This window comes from Methanoregula sp. (assembly GCA_026625165.1).
GTDB lineage: Archaea > Halobacteriota > Methanomicrobia > Methanomicrobiales > Methanospirillaceae > MVRE01.
This window is the reverse complement of record CP112999.1, coordinates 692,464-710,702: the sequence shown is the minus strand read 5'-3', so window position 1 is coordinate 710,702 and position 18,239 is coordinate 692,464. Positions and strand designations below refer to the sequence as shown.

The window sequence follows — 18,239 nt, the reverse complement described above, 5'->3', positions numbered from 1 at the left end:
AAACAGGGCCTGGAATCGATTTTCCCCCCGTCAAATGGGATGAACTATAGGGTAAAATTCACCTCGATTTAAGGGCCTTTGGTGACCAATAGGTGAGGTGCAAATCTGCCCTATTTCAGCAAACGGGGCGCTATAATCCCTTCGTTTCCACAGGAACAGAAAAGAGCGGTTTTACGGGGTTTTCCGGTGTCTGGCCCCTCGTTCAGACGGGAAAAGGAACCCATTTCGGGCGTATTTTCCCTCCGATGGTAGAGGGTGGGAAAAGGGGTTGGGGAGGTGAAAACAGGGCCGGACAAAAGAGGGAGGATCTGCCTCCCCCGTCAGTATTCCTCGTTCTTTCCAGAGCTGCTCATATAGCCGAGCACCCGGTCCCACATGCAGCGAAGCCTGAAGGCTTCTCGTGTTTCGGGTCTGCAACCCTCAGCAACGAGCAGGCCCGGGATTACGACATAGGCGAGCAGCCCGGCGCCTACGAAGATCGCGGTGATGAGAACGTCGTTCTCCATGGTCATGCCCTCCGGGCCTGACCATCCGCGATCTTCCCGACTTCGCCTTCCGGCTCAGTCCAGGAAAACGCCGTGATGATGATCTCGTTGTCCATGTTATTTTCACCTCTGCACCGCCGGGGCATTTAAATAAGAAATTGATTTTTGTTAAAGGGGTTGGAAGAGGGTACGCGCGGAAATTTTGGAGAGATTTCATTTTTTTTTAATGGGATTTGGCACGAAAATTGGATTGGTGGGTTGAGCGTGCGGCAAATTTGAGTGAAAAACCTTGAAAAATTAAGAAATAATATTACTCCGCGTTCTCCAAGTTTCCTTGATGGTCATCGAGTGCGATATTTGCGGATTTAAAAATCCGGGGGATCCGAATTTTTGCGGAGGATGTAACGTGGATTTTAGGGAATCAAAAGATGCTGATAACCTGAACGCGAATACCAGAAAACCCCGACAGGGCAAAATGAAAGATAAGGTATCATCAAAGAAGGAAAGCGCGGAAAATGAGAAAGTAATTAATTGGTGTGCTATCCGGGCGTCATGTAATTCCTTTGAGATGTCTTTCCCATTATTCTTTTACTTAGTTATTATGTTGGCAAGAGGAGACAAGAAATTGGGCTTCTGCCATTGTCCGGCCTGCAATCTAGGATATCGAGAAATGTTAGCGAGCATTGCGAACGGGAAAGAAAATAAGAAATTAACTGCACAAAGCCGGGAAATTGTGATTAAAGCCCGTGGTGATAAGATCGACGGGCTAACATTCGATATCTCTGAATTTTTTAAAAAAATAAAGGAAACGGGAGGTAACAAATACCCTCAGGAAAAACAAGAGTCAATCCCTCAATTAAAAGATAAAGGGAAGATCATGATTGAGATTGACCCTGATGTACTCGAAAATGCAGTTTTTACTGTGCTTTCGAGCGAGGCCGGACGAAAAATCATAAAAGAAATATCAAAACCACGAAAGAAGATGCGAAGGGTGGGATTCGAACCCACGGACTCCTGCGAGAGCAGATCTTAAGTCTGCCGGGTTTGGCCGGGCTTTCCTACCTTCGCTCCGATACTATAATATGGCACAAGCGTTACATATCAATTTGGCTTATTTTTGAAACCCGATTGCTGAACGGGGATTATATAGAACCACATGGTAGTTTTATATCTTAAGTCCGGCGCCTTTGGCCAGGCTTAGCTACCCCCGCGCCTTATAATATTTCAATCCGTTACTGATAAAAAGAATCGTTTTAAAGAGTATTTTTAAGGGCATCTCACGCGGTGTTGCGTGCAAGTATATCGAGAATCCGCTCCCCGGTCTTCCCATCACCGAACGGGTTTGCCCATTTTCTTTTCCCTTCAAGCATCTTCTGTGCCGCGTTGACGATAGAATCTGTCTCAAATCCCGCGACAATGTTCGCCCCGACATCGACCGTTTCGGGCCGCTCGGTTGAGTCGCGGATCGTTACGCAGGGCACTCCAAGGATACATGCTTCTTCCTGCACGCCACCCGAATCGGTCAGCGCAAGCCGTGCCTGAGACTCCAGCTGGAGAAATTCGAGGAACCCGAGGGGCTTGATGGTCTGTATCCCGCGGGTCGACAATTTAAACGTGCGGATCATCTTTTCGGTGCGGGGGTGCACAGGGAAGATCAGCGGTAATCCATGCTCGCCGCTGATGCAATTGAGCCCCTCAAGAATTCCTGCGAGCCGCCGTTTGTCGTCCACGTTCTCCTGCCGGTGGAGAGTGACAAGGAAATACCTGTTCTTCTGCAAACCCAGCGATTTGACAATATCAATTTTCTTTTTTGCGATTGCAAGGTTCTGGCGGACCGCATCGACAATAGTGTTGCCAACAACAAAGATCCTCTCCTTTCCGATACCCTCCAGTACCAGATTATTCTCTGCTGTTTTTGTAGGTGCAAACAGGAAATCGGAGATGTGGTCGGTGAGGACCCGGTTGATCTCCTCGGGCATCCTGCGGTCAAAACTGCGCAGGCCCGCTTCAACATGCCCAATCTTGATGGGTAGCCCTGCAGCGCCCCTCACATAGCTTTTTGATGCGGCAAGTGCACCGGCAAGGACGGTGTTGGTGTCGCCCTGCACAAGTACTACGCCGGGTTTATGTTTATGAAACACTTTCTCGGCGCCGGCAAGGATCGCCCCGGTCTGCACTGCGTGGCTCCCGGAGCCTACGTCGAGGTTGAATAAAGGCTTTGGGAGCCCGAGTTCTTCAAAGAAGACCCGGTCCATTTCAAACGAGTAATGCTGGCCGGTATGGAGGATGAAATAGTCCTCGCCCCGCTGTTCGCAGGCCCGGATAACCGGCGACATCTTGATGATCTCGGGGCGGGTGCCAAGGACGATCGCATGCATGGGAAAGCTCAGATAATTAGTGTATGCTGAACCAATTCTTAAAGAGTCGCGCATTTTTTTTGGAGTTCCGGACTGACGCGAAGATCCATTAAGCATCGCGATCAATCGCAGAGCTCTTGAATGAGTTCGTCCAATAATGATCCGTCTTCATGAGTCCATTGCAGGTCAAAGGCTGGGTCGAGCTCGACGGGCGTCGCATAACAGCACCGGAAATCGAAGCGATCATATCAGATGATCCCGATGCCATCACCCGTTTCGGGGGGGAGTTTTTTCTCTCCTGGGGCACCTGCCGCGCCCGGGACCACTTCGGGATGATGCAGGGTGACTGCCCGAAAGGGACTATTCTCTGCAATGGAGAGAAACATGGCATCATCAACCCGATATTTCCGGAAATGCCGCTGGAACAGGCGATCATCACCGCAGTCAGCCTTCGCAGCGATGAAGGAGTGACGGCGCTCTCGGGGGGGGTTGACTCATCACTTATCGCGAAACTTGCCGGGCGCGAATGCATTGCTGTCGGCCTCGCGGGTTCCCACGACCTCCGGCAGGCCCGGCATGCAGCTGACCTGCTCGGGCTTTCCTGCACATACGTGGAGATTACCCCGCAGGAGATTGAGGATGCTCTTCCTATAGTGGTATCTACAATCCCGGACAAGGAACCTGTCAGCACGGGCATCGCGCTCACCCAGTACTTCATCGCCCGCCGGGCAGGAGAGCAGGGATTCGGGCGCATCATCACCGGACAGGGAGCAGACGAACTCTTCGGGGGATATAAGCGATACCTAAAAAGTACCGCACTTTCCGATGACCTCACCCGCGATGTTGCGGGGCTTGAGGGACAGGCTGCACGGGACCAGTCTGTTGCCGCACTCCATGGCACGTACCTCTCCATGCCCTACCTTGATATGCGGGTGGTGCGCGCTGCGCTTGCGATCCCCGCTTCTGAAAAAGTGCAGGGGGGCCGGCGGAAGATCCCCTTAAGAACGGTCGCAGAGCGCCATATTCCCGCAGAACTCGCATGGTACGGGAAGAAAGCAATGCAATACGGGAGCGGGGTCTGGAAGGTGCTGCAGAAGCTTGCCCGTAAAAATGGTTATAAAACGTCCATGCAAGATTACATAGACCACATCAGCAGGGTGGAACATGGTCACTGAAAAAGAAGTACAGCATATCGCAGGGCTTGCCGACATCGGCATCAATACCGGAGAACTGGGGGATTTTACAGCCCGGTTCAACGAAATACTTGACTATTTTGACGTGCTTGACCGGGTGCAGGGGGACGGGAAGGTCGCCTGTGACCTCTCAAACGTGATGCGCGATGACATTGTCGAACCTTCCCTTCTGCAGGAAGACGCACTGAAGAATGCCGCCGCAAAGGAAGACGGTTTTGTCAAAGCTCCGCGGGTGATGTAGTGGCGGCGCATGAGATCACGTTTGAACCCGATGACCGGTACAATGCGTTCCTCACCACCTGTAACAAAGCCCCGCACTGCGATGGAAAACTCGGCGGCATCGCTGTTGCGGTAAAGGATAATATTTCCACACAGGGGATCGAGACCACCTGCGCCTCAAAGATCCTTAAAGGGTATATCCCTCCCTATGATGCGCATGTTGTTGGCCTTCTCAGGCAGTCCGGCGCCGCGGTTGCAGGCAAGACCAATATGGACGAGTTTGGCATGGGGACGACAACGGAGAACTCAGCCTTTGGCCCTACCCTCAATCCCTGCGATACAACCCGCGTTCCCGGTGGATCATCCGGAGGAAGCGCCGCAGCAGTCGCAGCCGGGATGGTCCGCATGGCGCTGGGCACAGATACCGGCGGGTCAATCCGCTGCCCGGCTGCATTCTGCGGCATCGTGGGGCTCAAACCGACATATGGCAGGGTATCGCGGTACGGGCTTATTGCGTATGCAAACTCGCTCGAACAGATCGGCCCTATGGCAAAGAACGTGCATGACGTCTCGCTGCTCATGCAGGTGATCGCCGGGCATGACCGCCGGGACACCACGTCCTATGCAAAGCCCTATACCCACACCCCGTCTGCTGATATCAAAGGCTTAAAAATCGGTGTCCCACAGGAATATTTCGGGGAGGGAGTCGATAAAGGGGTCGCAGAAATCACAAAACGTGCTATCTTCAGGCTCGAAGAACTCGGCGCAACAGCCGTGCCCTGCAGCATCCCCTCAATGGAGTACGCCCTTGCTGCCTATTATGTAACCTGTACCAGCGAAGCGAGCTCCAACCTCGCCCGGTTCGATGGCGTGCGGTACGGCCCGGCCGCAGATACGAAGAGATCATGGCACGACGCGTACCAGGACGTGCGCAGGGCGAGGTTTGGCACTGAAGTGCGTCGCCGGATCATGCTTGGCACGTTCGCTCTTTCGTCGGGATATTACGGTAAGTATTATGCGAAAGCGCAGATCGCCCGCGAGAACATCAGAAAGGATTTTTCCCGGATCTTTTCCGGAGTGGACGTGATCGCCGGGCCGACGATGCCCACGGTCGCGTTCAGACTCGGAGAAAAAAGCGACCCGCTCTCGATGTACTTAGCCGATATCCTCACGGTACCGGCAAACCTTGCCGGCATCCCTGCAATATCCGTGCCGTGCGGGAAATCCGAAGGAATGCCGGTCGGGCTCCAGATCATGGGCAAACCGTTTGAGGACGAGCGTGTCATCGATGTCGCATATGCATACGAGCAGGCGGTGGGCTTATGACCGAACCCCACACGCAGGTCATTGTCGGGCTGGAGGTGCACTGCCAGCTTGACACAAAGAGCAAGCTCTTCTGCGGGTGCTCCACTGATTACCGCAACGACGGCCCAAATACACACACCTGCCCGGTCTGCCTCGGGCTCCCCGGCTCGATGCCGGTGCTCAACAAAAAGGCGATCGAGTACGCGATGCGGGTGGCCAAAGCGCTCAACTGCGCCGTCCTTTTCGAATCGGAGTTCTCGCGCAAGAACTATTTCTACCCCGACCTTGACAAGGCGTACCAGATCACCCAGTACGACAAACCGCTCGCAGAGGGCGGGTACCTTGAGATCGAAGGGGACGAAGGGGGGGAGAGGCGCGTCCGCCTTACCCGGATCCATGTCGAGGAAGACCCCGGCAGGCTCGTGCACATGGGCAATGCGGAGCGGGGCCGGTATTCGCTTGTCGACTACAACCGTGCCGGCATCCCTCTCATCGAGATCGTATCAGAACCGGACATGCGCTCGCCCAAAGAAGCCCGTAAATTCCTAAACAAACTCCGGGCGACTCTCGAGTATCTCGGGGTATTTGACAGCGAGAAGGAGGGATCGCTCCGTGTCGATGCCAACATCTCGATTGTGGGCAGCGAGCGCGTTGAGGTAAAAAACATCACCTCTTACAAGGGCGTTGAAAAAGCCCTTAATTTCGAGGTCACACGGCAGAAGAACCTGCTCCGCCGGGGCTTAAAAGTCGACCGCGAGACCCGCCATTTCCTGGAGGCGAGGGGTATTACCCAGTCCGCGCGCTCCAAGGAACAGGAGCATGACTACCGGTACTTCCCGGAGCCGGACCTTCGCCCGCTCCACGTCCAGTCATGGGTTGCAGGCATCTCCCTCCCAGAGCTTCCCGATGCACGCAGGGAGCGGTTCATGGCACAGTATGGCTGTTCGCTCAACCATGCACGCACCCTGACCGGAGAACTGCGGCTTGCAAACTTCTATGAAAAGGTCGTTGCCGCCGATCCTAATGGTCTTGCAGCTCCCGCTGCAACATGGATTGCCGATACCCTTATCGGGGAGCTGAACTACCGGGACATGAGCCTTGATTCTGTTGATACCCAGAATTTCACCCGGCTGATACGGCTCCTCAAAGATGGTACTATAACAGACAAGAGCGGGATTGAAGTGCTGCGGGTGATGCTCGACCAGCTCCACGATAAAGAGCCTTCTGAACCACCCGAAGCAATCGTAGCGCGGTTAAATCTTGAAAAGACTGCCGGAGATGCGGGTGCACTTGCCGGCATCATCCTCGAAGTCATCGCTGAGAACCAAAAAGCGGTCGAGGATTACCGTAACGGGAAGAACGGCGCGCTCAACTTCCTTGTCGGGCAGGCGATGAAAAAGACCCGCGGGCGGTCTGACCCCGGTGAGCTGAACCGGCTTATTGTCGGATCTCTCAAAAAAGAGGGGGAGTGAGTGCCGTGCATGTCATTGTCGCGGAAAAGAACATTTCGGCGCGCCGCATTGCACAGATCCTGGCCGGTGCAAAAAAAGTAACCGAGAAGAAAGAGGTGGGCGTCTCGACATACACTTTCGGGGAGACCGTGACCATCGGGTTACGGGGACATGTCGTCGAGGTGGACTTTGAACCAGGCTACCAGAACTGGCGCAGCGAGCAGTCCACCCCACGGAGCCTGATAGACGCCAAAACGATCAAGGTTCCGACCGAGAAGAAGATCGTGTACCTTCTCCAGAAACTCGCACGGAAGGCAGACCGGGTCACAATCGCCACCGATTTTGATACCGAGGGCGAACTGATAGGGAAAGAGGCATTCGAACTGATCCGGGCTGCCAATTTAAAAGTCCCGGTCGACCGGGCAAGGTTCTCCGCGATCACGCCGCAGGAGATCAGCCACGCGTTCTCCCACACGACAGAACTCGATTTTGCACTTGCCGCCGCCGGAGAGGCACGCCAGTCGATCGACCTGATGTGGGGGGCGTCGCTCACCCGTTTCATCTCGCTCTCTGCCCGCAGGGGAGGCCAGAACATCCTCTCGGTCGGGCGGGTGCAGACACCCACGCTTGCCATGATCGTTGACCGGGAGAAAGAGATCGAATCGTTTGTCCCGGAGACCTACTGGCAGCTCGCTTTAGAAACGGAGAAAAACAAGGAAATCATTGAAGCCCGTCACACGAAGGGCCGGTTTAAGGAAAAGGCTGCAGCACAGGCGGCGCACGACCGGACACGGGCACCGCTTGTTGTAACCGATGTAAAGGTTGGCACAAAGCAGGACCGGGCGCCCTCCCCGTTTGACACCACAACCTTCATCGTCGCCGCGGCACGGCTCAACTTTTCCGCAGCAAACGCGATGCGGGTCGCCGAGGACCTGTACATGAACGGGTATATCTCATACCCGAGGACCGACAACACGGTCTATCCCCCGTCCCTTGACCTCAACGGGATCTTAAGGACAATCCAGAACACCCCCTTCAGGAAGGATGTGGACTGGGTCATGGCGCACCGGCGCGACACCCCGACGCGGGGCAAGAAGTTCTCGACCGATCACCCCCCCATCCATCCGACAGGCGCAGCAAACCGGGACATGATCGGGGACGATGCGTTCAGAATTTACGAGCTGGTGCTCCGCCGGTTCCTCGCAACACTGGCGCCCGATGCTCAGTGGAAGACGCTCAGGGTCCTGTTCGATGCCGGGGGTGAGGAGTATACAGCAACCGGCGGGCAGCTCACAAGACCCGGCTGGCACACCGTGTACCCGTTCTCCGAGGCAAAAGAGACCGTGCTGCCGCCATTTTCAGTGGGCGAGAATCTGCCGGTCAACAAGGTCATGCTCGATGAGAAGCAGACCCAGCCTCCTGCGCGGTATACCCAGAGCAGGCTGATCCAGCGGATGGAGGAACTGGGGCTGGGCACGAAAAGCACCCGGCACGAAGTGATCGCAAAACTCGTCTCCCGCAAATATGTGGAGGGCAGCCCGCTTCACCCCACCCTTGTCGGCAGGGTTGTAACCGAATCGATGGAACAGCATGCCGATGCGATTACAAAACCTGGCATGACGCAGACACTTGAAGCCCACATGCAGCAGATCAAGGAGAGCAAACGTACCCGGGAGGACGTGATAAAAGAGTCCCGAGAGATGCTCCATGCGGCGTTCGACCAGCTCGAAGCTCATGAACAGGTGATCGGCGACGATATCCGGAACCGGACTGCAGAAGAGATGAACCTCGGTGCATGCCCGGTCTGCGGTAACGGGACGCTCGCGATCAAACACCTGCGGGGGTCTACCCAGTTCATCGGGTGCTCGCGCTATCCCGGGTGCACATTCAACATCGGTCTCCCGGTGGCCCAGTGGGGCTGGGCTGTCCGGACCGATGAGGTATGCAAAAAGCACAGGCTGAACCATGTCCGTCTCGTACGGAAAGGTGCCCGCCCATGGGACATCGGCTGCCCGCTCTGCCACCACATCAGCAGCAACCGGGAATCGTTATCAGAGATCCCCTCACTTACCCCGGCACTGCTGGAAAAACTCGAAGCCCGCCATATCTACAGCGCGGCAGACATTGTAAAAAGCCCCCCGGAATGGCTGGCAACCGCACTCGATATTTCAGCCGCAGAGGCCGGTGCTCTGGTGCGTGATGCGGAAGCGGAGATGGCGATTTTGAAGAAACGGTCTGAATGCCGCAAGTTCCTGCGCAACCACCTCGTCCCCCGGAAGGGCATGAGCTATGCCGCGATCCTGAAATCGCTTAAAGAAGCCGGGATCACCGATATCGCCGGCCTCGCACGGTCACAGGGGGCCGAACTCAAAAAAGCCGGCATCAGCGAGCAGGAGGCAGGATCCGTGATAGGAGAAGCACAGGCGTTTCATACGATGCAGGTGTTCAAAGAGATCGGAATTCCCGCAGCAAGCATAAAAAAGTACCATGCCGCACGGATCCTGACCCCGGAGGATTTCTGCACGGTTCACCCGGTTGTCCTTGCCGACCGGTCCGGCATCAGTCTTGACACGGTATACCGGCATGCCGAGATGGTCTGTACTGCACTCAAACGTCCCGTGCCAAAAAAGATCACCCGCCCCCAGATCGAAAAGAGCAAAAAAGATCTCATGACGGTCAGTGGGATCACGGAAGTGATGGTCCTGCCGCTGCTACAGGCGGGAATCGCTGATGTGTCCGCACTGCTTGCCGCAGACGCAAAAAACCTGTCGGCAGGAACCGGCATACCGGTGGAAAAAATTTACGGGTTCCAGGCAGCCATTCAGAGAATGAAGGACCGGGCGATCATCCAGATCTGACCGCACTCTTTTACTTTTTTCCAAGGGATTAGAACAAGCCGGAAAAAATCCATCACGGATAACAATCCGTTGGCAGAACCTGCAAAGCGACCCTCCTTTCCCTTTACGGCATGCAGACAGGGTTTGTTGTATGGTGATGAGCGCGGTTTATTGGGATCCGCAGCAAAAGTACTGGTGATTGTCATGAAATGGAAAGACTGGGTGCACGTGACCAAACTCGATCCTGACAAACAGTTAAAGCCCGGTGATATCGATGCGATCGCTGCAAGCGGGACCGATGCCCTCATGCTCTCAGGCACCCTGAACGTGACGCAGGAAAACCTGTCTGCCCTCTTAAAGCAGGTAAAAGCGTATTCCCTGCCGCTCGTCATGGAACCGGCAGGCCCGGAAGCTGTGCTTGTCCAGGGGATCGATTATGTCTTTTTACCTAGCGTAATGAATACTACCGATGTGCAGTGGATTGTCGGCAAGCACCGGATATGGGTACAGCAGCAAAAACAGCAGGTGCCATGGGAACGGATTGTGCCGGAAGCCTATATCGTGCTCAACCCGGACTCATCGGTCGGCAGGGTGACAAAATCCAACTGTAACCTCAAATCCGAAGAGGTCGCAGCATATACGACCATCGCTGACCATTATTTCCATTTCCCGATTGTGTATATCGAATACAGCGGGACGTACGGCAACCCGGACTTGGTGAAGGCGGCATCGGACGCGCTCGACAGGTCCATCCTCTATTACGGCGGCGGGATCAATTCTGCCGAGAAAGCGGCGCAGATGTCAAAGTATGCCGATACGATTGTCGTGGGCAACGCGGTGTATGACCAGGGCGCCTCTGTCCTGAAAGCGACCGTGGACGCGGTCCAGTAATTTTTTTATGCCTGACATTGACATCGTGCTTGTCGCTCCTCTCTACGAGGGAAATGTCGGGTTTGCCGCGCGGGTGATGAAGAACTTTAATTTTCTTCGTCTTGTCCTCATCGACCCGTGCCCGCTCGGAATTGAGGCAGACGCCCGCGCTGCACACGCACTTGACGTGCTGAAAAACGCGGAGGTCTGTACAATCGAGGACGTGTTTGCACGGAGCAACATCGTGGTTGCAACGACCGGCGCGGTCAGCAAATCGGTCTGCACCCCGATGCGCATGCCGTTTTTTACGCCAAAGGAGCTCCGGGAGCATATCAGTATACTTGACGGGCGCATCTCGATCTTATTCGGGCGCGAGAACTGGGGGCTCAACAACGAGGAAGTGAAAAGGAGCGACATCATCTGCACGATCCCGACCTCGGAAGATTACCCGATCCTCAACCTCTCGCACGCGGTGGGTGTTATCTGCTATGAACTCTCTAACCTGCCCCGGCCGGAATACCAGCTTGCATCTCCGTTTGAGATGGGGCACCTGTACCGGCACATTGACCGGTTCCTCGATGAGGTCGGGCACCCTGAGTTCAAGCGCAATAACACGATGACCATGATCCGGCGGGTCCTCGGGCGCTCAAACCTGACAATCAGGGAGGCCAGCACCCTGCACGGGCTGCTGCGGAGGGCGGAGTGGCACATCGACCCGGCACTTCTTGGCAAAAACAAAGACAATAGTGTGGATGATAGTTCTAAAGATGATGAAATGCATACCTGATCCCGCATGATTCTTGTGGACTGGCAGATCCGCGACCGGATCGAGCGGGGCTTTATTTCTATCGAACCGTTCGACCCGTCGCTCATCCAGCCGAACTCGATTGACATCCGGCTTGGCAGCCATTTTGTCTGGTATGCAAACGGCGATACCGTCATCGACCCGTACAACAGCGAGACAGTTGGTTGTGGTGTCGAAGAGATGACGGCTGACTCCTTTGTGATCCGGCCCGGCGCGTTCGTTCTTGCCCGGACCATGGAAACGATCGGGCTTCCCGACAATATCGTTGCCACCATTGAAGGCAAGTCCAGCATCGCCCGGCTCGGCGTCACCCTCCACCAGACAGGTGGCTGGATCGATGCCGGGTTCCGGGGCACGATCACGCTGGAGATGTGCAACGTGAACACGCGCCCGGTGAAAGTCCATGCAGGGATGCCGATCGGACAACTGGTATTCTACACCACCGAGCGGGCGGAGCGCCCGTATAATAAAAAAGGTGATGCAAAGTATCTCGACCAGCGGCAGGCGACACTGTCGCGGTACCATAAGAACAGGAAAAAACCGGACAAAAAAAGCCAGTGAGGGACTCCGGAAGTCCTGCCCCCGGCTTCTCGTAGTCTTCCTGCAAAATGCCATGTTTAGCACTATATATACCAGCACAACCCATTTTTTAAGGATAATCATTCCAGTCCGGAGATGAATTCATGCGACTTCTTCTGATCCATTCAGATTACATAGAATACGAAGCCAAGAAAAAAACCAAAATGGCCGAGGAGGATGCGGTGCTTTCCGACTCCGTAAAGGAAGCCCTGACCGTGTTCTGCGCAGTGGAATCGGTTGACGAGGACGACCCTGAGGGCGTCGTGATGCAGGCCGTTGCCGAGATCGACAAGGTTGCCGACCAGGTACATGTGGACAATATCGTGATCTACCCCTATGCCCACCTCAGCAGCGACCTTGCATCACCGGATTTTGCCGTGCAGGTGCTGAAGTCCCTCAAAACCGAGCTCGAGGCCGAGGGCTTCACCGTGAAGCGTGCACCGTTCGGCTGGTACAAGTCTTTTAAGCTCTCGTGCAAAGGCCACCCGCTTTCCGAACTCTCAAAAACAATTGTGCCCGGAGAAGAGGGAGCGGTTAAGAAGGATAAGAAAGAAGTCACCCACGACTGGTTCGTCCTCACCCCGGACGGAAAGCAGCATGATTACAGGGAATTTCTCGATGACTCGCCCTTCGGCTGCCTTGTGAAAAAGGAACTTGGCGTCGCGGTTCCGACCGGGGGAGAGCCCGCCCATGTCGGCCTGATGCGGGCCAAGGAACTCGTCGATTATGAACCGGCAAGCGATGTGGGCTGCCTGCGCTGGATGCCCAAGGGCAAACTGGTCCGTGACCTGCTTGCCGATTACGTGCTCCGGATGGTGCTTGAGTACGGCGGCACGCCCGTCGAGACGCCGGTCATGTATGACCTCGGCGACCGGGCGATCTATGAGCATGCAGAAAAATTCGGCGAGCGCCAGTACCGGTTCAAGTCCAACAACCGGAACATGATGCTCAGGTTCGCCGCATGCTTTGGAATGTTCTCCATCATGCGGGACATGCACATCTCGCCCAACACCCTGCCCATGAAGATGTACGAGCTCTCCACGTACTCGTTCCGGCACGAGCAGAAAGGGGAAGTGATCGGGTTAAAACGCCTCCGTGCGTTCACGATGCCCGACATGCACTCGCTATGCACGGACATGCCAGAAGCCTTACAATGCTTTGAAGAACAGCTCGCGATGGGCTGGCAGACGGGAAAAGACTTCGAGACAAAACTTGTCGCAGCGTTCCGGTGCACCAAAGATTTCTACGCGGAGCACGAGGCATGGGTGAAGAAGATTGTGAAAGAATCGGACTGCCCTATGCTTATTGAGATCCTTTCCGACAGGGTACATTACTGGATCGCAAAGATTGACCTCGCAGCAATCGACGGCCAGATGCGCCCGATCGAGAACCCGACCGTCCAGATCGATGTAGAGAGCTCGACACGGTTCAACATAAAATACCACAAGGAGGACGGCACGGTCGTCCACCCGCCGATCCTCCATTGTTCCCCGACGGGGAGTGTCGAACGCGTAATCTGCGCCATTCTCGAAAATATCTCTACTCAAAAAGTCCCTGCACTCCCGACATGGCTCTCACCGGTGCAGGTCCGGGTCGTGCCCGTCGCAGAGCGCCACGGTGCATTTGCAGAAGAAATATGCAACGCAATCAATGCGGCACAGATCCGTTGTGATATAGATGACCGGGACGAGAGCGTTGGCAAGAAAGTCCGCGAGGCCGGCATGGACTGGGTCCCCTACGTGGTTGTCGTGGGAGACGAGGAAGCCGCAAGCAGGAAACTCACCGTCACGGTCCGAAAGAAATCACAGCCCAACAAACCCTTCAAGGAACAGATGAGTACCGATACACTGGTTGCGGCAGTCAGAAAAGATACTGAAGGCATGCCGTTCCGCCCGCTCTATACTCCAAAGAAGTTGTCGAAGAAGGCACGGTATATCTGAATTTTTTTTCGAAATAAATTTTAAAAAAGAGCAGGGGATCTCTCCCCTGCCCCGGCGACAATTATAGTTGCCTTTGATCAGGTTATGCTGATGCCTGGTGTGGGGTTATGGGAGGGAAACCTAATCATTTTTCAAAACTTAAGTACTATCTGCAATAAGGAGGTATCATCCTGAAAGTCCGCCAGATCATTACATTGATCGAAGATGATGGATGGTACCTCGTCGTGACAAAAGGGAGTCATCGCCAATTCAAACATCCGGTCAAGCCGGGGAGGGTTACTATTGCCGGAAATCTGGCTGATGACCTTGCACCCGGTACTATGAACAGCAATGCAGGCACCATCGAAGAGTTCTGCTGAACTCTTCTCGTCTTCGAATTTCGCCGTGCTCAATTCTTCAGAAATTAAAGGAGTACTAGATCCATGCACAGGTTTCTGGTTATCGTAGAAAAAGCAGGAAAGAATTATTCGGCGTATTCCCCGGATCTTCCGGGCTGCGTTGCATCAGGAAAGACGCGGGAGGAGACGGAACACCGGATGCATGAGGCCATCGAGCTCCACGTGAAGGGATTACTTGAAGATGGTCTTCCTGTCCCAAGAGCTCATGCCTCTGCCGCGTTTGTTGCGGTGCAGTAATTCTGGAACTCTTCGTTTTTTTAAAGAATCAGTTTTGAAAAGTAATCCGGGATCAGGAAAGATAGAGCAGGGGATCTCTCCCCTGCCCAGTGGATTTCACACATTTTCTTTTTTTTAGAACCCGCCCATGTAGTCGAGCACCCTGTCCCAGATTACGAGTAACCCGGGGATGATGATGTAGGCCAGCAATCCTGCACCCACGAAGATCGCGGTGATAAGAACTTCGTTCTCCATGGTCATCCCCTCCGGGGCTGACCAGCCGCGATCTTCTCCACCTCGCATCCGGAGATGCTCGGTCCCAAGAACAGGAGTGTTATCTGCACTTCGGTTTCCATGATCCTTCCTCCGAATCAGGCTAAGGCCGGCACGGTGTCCGCCCAGGTCTCGACCTTTGCGAGGATCGCGTTGTCCGAGTAGGACTGGACCGTGACCCGGTCGCGGCTGAACGTCACGTTGTACAGCTCGCCGTTCGCGTCATGGCACCGGATTGTCGCGGAGAACGAGTCGTCCAGCCGGTCAGGGTACGGGACCACTCGTACGACTGCCGTAACTAGTTCAATCACGTGATCGCGCACGAGTTCGTTCTGCGCTTTTGATGTCAGCGCTTCAAAAAATTTTGTCACTCCTTCACCCCCATCACCCGCTCGACCTCCAGCCGGGCGTCCGTTGCGCGTCCGGCAACGCCGCGATCCACTTTCATGAACTCCGGATCCACGAAATCATCGATCCGGTTCACGTGCGAGCCATCGTCCGCGATCCGCGAGGTCACGGTGAGCCGGTAGATCATACGGTCTTTTCCGCCGTCCTGTTCGACAAGGTGGAGCAGCCGTTTTCTCGCGTGGTCGTTCATTTTCATAACCGTTTGACGACTGAGTTCGGCAAGCCGGTTGTCGATGTCCTCCATCCAGTCCGGGACGGTATCCGTGCCGAATGGTGGCAGAAATTCCACGACAATGCCGGGATCTCCCTGGTAGCGGACAAAATGTACATGCACTTCCACCCCGCCGAGCACGACCTCATTTCCTTCGAGCGCCATCTTCATAGCCTCGTCTTCCGTCACTGTTACGATCTTTGTCATGACATTCCCTCTTGTCCGCGATTTGTTTTGATCATCTGTCCTTCCGGATATTCAGCCGGACCCCCGGAAAAACAGGGGGTCCCTCCTCCTCTACAATCTGCAGCCCATCCCGGCAGCCAATCGCCTTCTGGAAAGCATCCATTAGCGATCATTTTGGAGACCTTACCATAGAGATTTCTGGCAATCCGGGCCCGGTACTCCCGTATCTGCATAATCATGTACCGTAATTCGCCCTTTTGTGCAACCTGATGCCCGTCCAGACTCACTTTTTCAAGGGTGGGATGAGAGGCTCTCCGACGGAGACAGTATTCCCGTTGATCATGGGGGAGGTTGAAGTCTCCATCATCGATCCAGTTACAGGGATCCTGGATCATCCGGGCCGGAAGTGAGATCCCAAAATCCCCGTTCCCCCATTCCCGGCAACCTGCAGGCCGATCCCGTGGTCGATCCTTCATCAGAAAGCGTCCATTAGCGATCATTTTTGAGCCCGTATCGTTCCCGGTTTGCACAATCTGAGACCGATACTGGCAGATCGCCCTTTCGATGTACCGGAATTCGCCTCTTTTTGCAACCTGATGCCCTTCAGAACCCCTGTTTTCAGGGGATGGTGGAATCAGTCTCCGACGGAGAGAGCTGGCTAGGGACAGGTGTCTGCCTTCAGGGAGGATCGGGCACTCAAATGATTGGCCTGCCCTGTAACCAAGGGGGTAATCTGGCATAATCACCCCGCCGCCGGTGCCTGTTCCGGAACAGGGTGCTTCTCAGCTACCGGAAGTGCAGGTGCCGGAGTTCCAGCAGGATCTTTTCCGGCCGGAGTTTCTGGTACCTGATCCGCAGCGTGAGGTGCAGCATGACCTTTTCCTTCAGCAAGTACCTGTGCCGGAGTTCCAGCAGGAATTTTTCCCGCCGGAAATGCCGGAGCTTCTTTTTGTTGTGGCAACTCCAGCGGATAATCGATCCCTGTCATGATCGATCCATCGGCCTGAAGCCTGAAGATCCGTTCCTTTCCGACCAGGAAGAAATGAAACGTCCCGCGTGGTGACCGTACCCAGAACTCGCGGGCGTCGACCGCATTTAACGGGACGCGGGCGAGGTGTCGGATCTCGCGCTCGTAGTTATACAGGATCTCCTTTGGATCGCTCATGTCCGAGAGCATCCGTTTCACCTTGACAAACGTGATACGGTCATCTGTGAAAAGGATGAAATGGAAATGATCGCACCTCCCTTCAGAGACCGGCATGACCTGCCCGCGCTTCATCGCAATCAGGTACGCTTCCTTAAGCGCGACAAGCGGCGGCCTTCCTCTCGTCATGCCAGTCCCTCCGCCTCATCAGTGACAACCGGCACGGGTTCGCGCACCGGCCTGAGCTCCTTTGGCAGCAACCGTGTCCGGACCGAGACGTTGTAGTGATGATAGTGCGTCCGCACAACACTGATGCGGTACACCTTTTCGCCACGCGCCCGGATCAGGCGCGTGACGGCCTGCGGGACGAGATAGAGCGGTATCTCGGTTGCTCTCGTTGATTTGGCCCCGGTCATTCTATCCGCTCCCACTCTTCGAGTCTCCGCTCCTCGAATTTTGTCAGCCTGTGGTCCAGCCGCGCAATCTTCTTGTTCAGCCGGTCCGCGATCCGCTCCTGCCGCTCATAGCAGGAAAAGATCCGATTACCGCAACGCTCCTGCCGATTTTCTGATGAGTCTTTTCCGGTACAATGGGAAGTATCCGGGAGCGTGCCGGCATGCATCGGCCCGTTGTACAAAACTCCCAAGCCGATGATCTCCCGGTTATTTCGGCAATTTTTCTGCGGATGGTTCGTATCCGGTTTCCCGGCAATTCCCGTCTTGTTCCTGTTCTCCTGTCCGGTCCCGGCCCTACCGGACGCGAATATGTCCGGCTCGGCCACATCCTGATGATCCTTTACTTCAATTTCCATATCAATCACCTGTCCTGTTTTTTATCCGACCTTCAATCCCAGAATTCTGGAGCTGTCGCTCCTGTGCAGACTCTTACACTGCCGGTCCGGCTAAAGCCGCCGCTCGTGCAGTGGCCTTATGGCCCGATCAGGCTGATGGACGGGAGGCTAGACACGTACACCAGTCATCGAATCAGGACGCCGGGACCGGCAGTCAATTTTTAAAGAACGTATAGAGCGAGAAGAGAGGGGCATGCGCGTGGCCGCTCGATAACCTGAGACACTTCCCCACATCCGGTACATTTCCTTCCGATACTACAGGATCCGAAGCGATCTGGTGACCGGCCGAAAACAGGGACGCAATCTTCTCCACGGCAGCGGCTGCTTTTGCCTTAAAGGCTGCAATGGATTCTTTTACCCATGTTTTCAGACGTTCGATTCGTTCGCGGATCATTGTAATAACAATCGGTTGATCCGGCCCATTTATAAACTCTGTGGTCAGTGCGAACCTTTTCGCAGTTATTCTGTGTCTGACAGGGTAATCACAGCCCGTATTGCGCCCGGATTTGTCA

General features: G+C 54.9%; 19 protein-coding genes and 1 tRNA gene. 11 read left to right on the top strand and 9 right to left on the bottom strand.

The features are described from left to right. Positions 1-320 precede the first annotated feature (320 nt). The 3 genes from OS112_03880 to wecB form a co-directional block, all read right to left on the bottom strand. Positions 321-506 (bottom strand): hypothetical protein, encoded by a 186-nt coding sequence (locus tag OS112_03880; GenBank protein WAC05774.1) that lies wholly within the window; start codon positions 504-506, stop codon positions 321-323. A gap of 962 nt (positions 507-1,468) precedes the next feature. After that, a tRNA-Leu gene (locus OS112_03875) sits at positions 1,469-1,553 on the bottom strand. Between the two features lie 209 nt (positions 1,554-1,762). Next, entirely contained in the window at positions 1,763-2,863 is a 1,101-nt protein-coding gene (wecB, locus tag OS112_03870; GenBank protein ID WAC05773.1) for a UDP-N-acetylglucosamine 2-epimerase (non-hydrolyzing), read from the bottom strand. A 149-nt stretch (positions 2,864-3,012) separates the two neighbouring features. Here wecB and OS112_03865 point away from each other — a divergent pair, with 149 nt between their 5' ends. From OS112_03865 to OS112_03815, 11 genes are all read left to right on the top strand, one after another. Further along, a complete protein-coding gene (locus OS112_03865) occupies positions 3,013-4,017 on the top strand; it encodes an asparagine synthase C-terminal domain-containing protein (GenBank protein ID WAC05772.1) in 1,005 nt (334 codons plus the stop codon). Continuing rightward, entirely contained in the window at positions 4,007-4,276 is a 270-nt protein-coding gene (gatC, locus tag OS112_03860; GenBank protein ID WAC05771.1) for an Asp-tRNA(Asn)/Glu-tRNA(Gln) amidotransferase subunit GatC, read from the top strand. Before OS112_03865 ends, gatC begins: the two co-directional genes overlap by 11 nt. Continuing rightward, positions 4,276-5,580 carry an Asp-tRNA(Asn)/Glu-tRNA(Gln) amidotransferase subunit GatA gene (gatA, locus tag OS112_03855; protein WAC05770.1) on the top strand — a complete coding sequence of 435 codons (1,305 nt, stop codon included), beginning with the start codon at positions 4,276-4,278 and terminating at the stop codon, positions 5,578-5,580. Before gatC ends, gatA begins: the two co-directional genes overlap by 1 nt. Further along, positions 5,577-7,031 (top strand): Asp-tRNA(Asn)/Glu-tRNA(Gln) amidotransferase subunit GatB, encoded by a 1,455-nt coding sequence (gene gatB, locus OS112_03850; GenBank protein WAC05769.1) that lies wholly within the window; start codon positions 5,577-5,579, stop codon positions 7,029-7,031. Before gatA ends, gatB begins: the two co-directional genes overlap by 4 nt. A gap of 5 nt (positions 7,032-7,036) precedes the next feature. Then, the gene (locus tag OS112_03845) at positions 7,037-9,868 is read left to right on the top strand and encodes a DNA topoisomerase I (GenBank protein ID WAC05768.1); all 2,832 of its coding nucleotides are present in this window, start codon (positions 7,037-7,039) and stop codon (positions 9,866-9,868) included. 183 nt (positions 9,869-10,051) lie between these two features. After that, on the top strand, positions 10,052-10,738 hold the full coding sequence (locus OS112_03840) for a phosphoglycerol geranylgeranyltransferase (protein WAC05767.1): 687 nt from the start codon (positions 10,052-10,054) through the stop codon (positions 10,736-10,738). Positions 10,739-10,745: 7 nt separating this feature from the next. Further along, positions 10,746-11,504 carry an RNA methyltransferase gene (locus OS112_03835; protein WAC05766.1) on the top strand — a complete coding sequence of 253 codons (759 nt, stop codon included), beginning with the start codon at positions 10,746-10,748 and terminating at the stop codon, positions 11,502-11,504. 6 nt (positions 11,505-11,510) lie between these two features. Then, positions 11,511-12,083 carry a dCTP deaminase gene (dcd, locus tag OS112_03830; protein ID WAC05765.1) on the top strand — a complete coding sequence of 191 codons (573 nt, stop codon included), beginning with the start codon at positions 11,511-11,513 and terminating at the stop codon, positions 12,081-12,083. A gap of 122 nt (positions 12,084-12,205) precedes the next feature. After that, positions 12,206-14,041 carry a threonine--tRNA ligase gene (locus tag OS112_03825; GenBank protein WAC05764.1) on the top strand — a complete coding sequence of 612 codons (1,836 nt, stop codon included), beginning with the start codon at positions 12,206-12,208 and terminating at the stop codon, positions 14,039-14,041. Positions 14,042-14,211: 170 nt separating this feature from the next. Then, positions 14,212-14,400: a type II toxin-antitoxin system HicA family toxin gene (locus tag OS112_03820; protein WAC06132.1), complete on the top strand. Its 189-nt coding sequence runs from the start codon at positions 14,212-14,214 to the stop codon at positions 14,398-14,400. Between the two features lie 63 nt (positions 14,401-14,463). Continuing rightward, positions 14,464-14,676 (top strand): type II toxin-antitoxin system HicB family antitoxin, encoded by a 213-nt coding sequence (locus tag OS112_03815; protein WAC05763.1) that lies wholly within the window; start codon positions 14,464-14,466, stop codon positions 14,674-14,676. A 350-nt stretch (positions 14,677-15,026) separates the two neighbouring features. On the opposite strand, the gene OS112_03810 is transcribed toward OS112_03815, so the two are convergent. From OS112_03810 to OS112_03785, 6 genes are all read right to left on the bottom strand, one after another. Beyond that, entirely contained in the window at positions 15,027-15,299 is a 273-nt protein-coding gene (locus OS112_03810) for a hypothetical protein (protein WAC06191.1), read from the bottom strand. After that, positions 15,296-15,754 carry a hypothetical protein gene (locus OS112_03805; GenBank protein ID WAC05762.1) on the bottom strand — a complete coding sequence of 153 codons (459 nt, stop codon included), beginning with the start codon at positions 15,752-15,754 and terminating at the stop codon, positions 15,296-15,298. Before OS112_03805 ends, OS112_03810 begins: the two co-directional genes overlap by 4 nt. 721 nt (positions 15,755-16,475) lie before the next feature. Further along, positions 16,476-17,066 carry a hypothetical protein gene (locus OS112_03800; protein WAC05761.1) on the bottom strand — a complete coding sequence of 197 codons (591 nt, stop codon included), beginning with the start codon at positions 17,064-17,066 and terminating at the stop codon, positions 16,476-16,478. Next, entirely contained in the window at positions 17,063-17,293 is a 231-nt protein-coding gene (locus tag OS112_03795; protein WAC05760.1) for a hypothetical protein, read from the bottom strand. The genes OS112_03800 and OS112_03795 overlap by 4 nt, the downstream gene beginning before the upstream one ends. Then, a complete protein-coding gene (locus OS112_03790; GenBank protein ID WAC05759.1) occupies positions 17,290-17,688 on the bottom strand; it encodes a hypothetical protein in 399 nt (132 codons plus the stop codon). The genes OS112_03795 and OS112_03790 overlap by 4 nt, the downstream gene beginning before the upstream one ends. A 193-nt stretch (positions 17,689-17,881) precedes the next feature. Then, positions 17,882-18,121, bottom strand: coding sequence for a hypothetical protein (locus OS112_03785; protein ID WAC05758.1), 240 nt, complete (start codon positions 18,119-18,121; stop codon positions 17,882-17,884). Positions 18,122-18,239 lie beyond the last annotated feature (118 nt).

Coding starts and splice junctions, on each gene's coding strand:
- OS112_03790 (WAC05759.1), bottom strand. CDS start 17,688: ATGGAAATTGAAGTAAAGGATCATCAGGATGTGGCCGAGCCGGACATA.
- OS112_03815 (WAC05763.1), top strand. CDS start 14,464: ATGCACAGGTTTCTGGTTATCGTAGAAAAAGCAGGAAAGAATTATTCG.
- dcd (WAC05765.1), top strand. CDS start 11,511: ATGATTCTTGTGGACTGGCAGATCCGCGACCGGATCGAGCGGGGCTTT.
- OS112_03805 (WAC05762.1), bottom strand. CDS start 15,754: ATGACAAAGATCGTAACAGTGACGGAAGACGAGGCTATGAAGATGGCG.
- OS112_03825 (WAC05764.1), top strand. CDS start 12,206: ATGCGACTTCTTCTGATCCATTCAGATTACATAGAATACGAAGCCAAG.
- OS112_03800 (WAC05761.1), bottom strand. CDS start 17,066: ATGACGAGAGGAAGGCCGCCGCTTGTCGCGCTTAAGGAAGCGTACCTG.
- gatC (WAC05771.1), top strand. CDS start 4,007: ATGGTCACTGAAAAAGAAGTACAGCATATCGCAGGGCTTGCCGACATC.
- OS112_03785 (WAC05758.1), bottom strand. CDS start 18,121: ATGATCCGCGAACGAATCGAACGTCTGAAAACATGGGTAAAAGAATCC.
- OS112_03880 (WAC05774.1), bottom strand. CDS start 506: ATGGAGAACGACGTTCTCATCACCGCGATCTTCGTAGGCGCCGGGCTG.
- OS112_03865 (WAC05772.1), top strand. CDS start 3,013: ATGAGTCCATTGCAGGTCAAAGGCTGGGTCGAGCTCGACGGGCGTCGC.
- wecB (WAC05773.1), bottom strand. CDS start 2,863: ATGCATGCGATCGTCCTTGGCACCCGCCCCGAGATCATCAAGATGTCG.
- OS112_03840 (WAC05767.1), top strand. CDS start 10,052: ATGAAATGGAAAGACTGGGTGCACGTGACCAAACTCGATCCTGACAAA.
- OS112_03795 (WAC05760.1), bottom strand. CDS start 17,293: ATGACCGGGGCCAAATCAACGAGAGCAACCGAGATACCGCTCTATCTC.
- gatB (WAC05769.1), top strand. CDS start 5,577: ATGACCGAACCCCACACGCAGGTCATTGTCGGGCTGGAGGTGCACTGC.
- OS112_03835 (WAC05766.1), top strand. CDS start 10,746: ATGCCTGACATTGACATCGTGCTTGTCGCTCCTCTCTACGAGGGAAAT.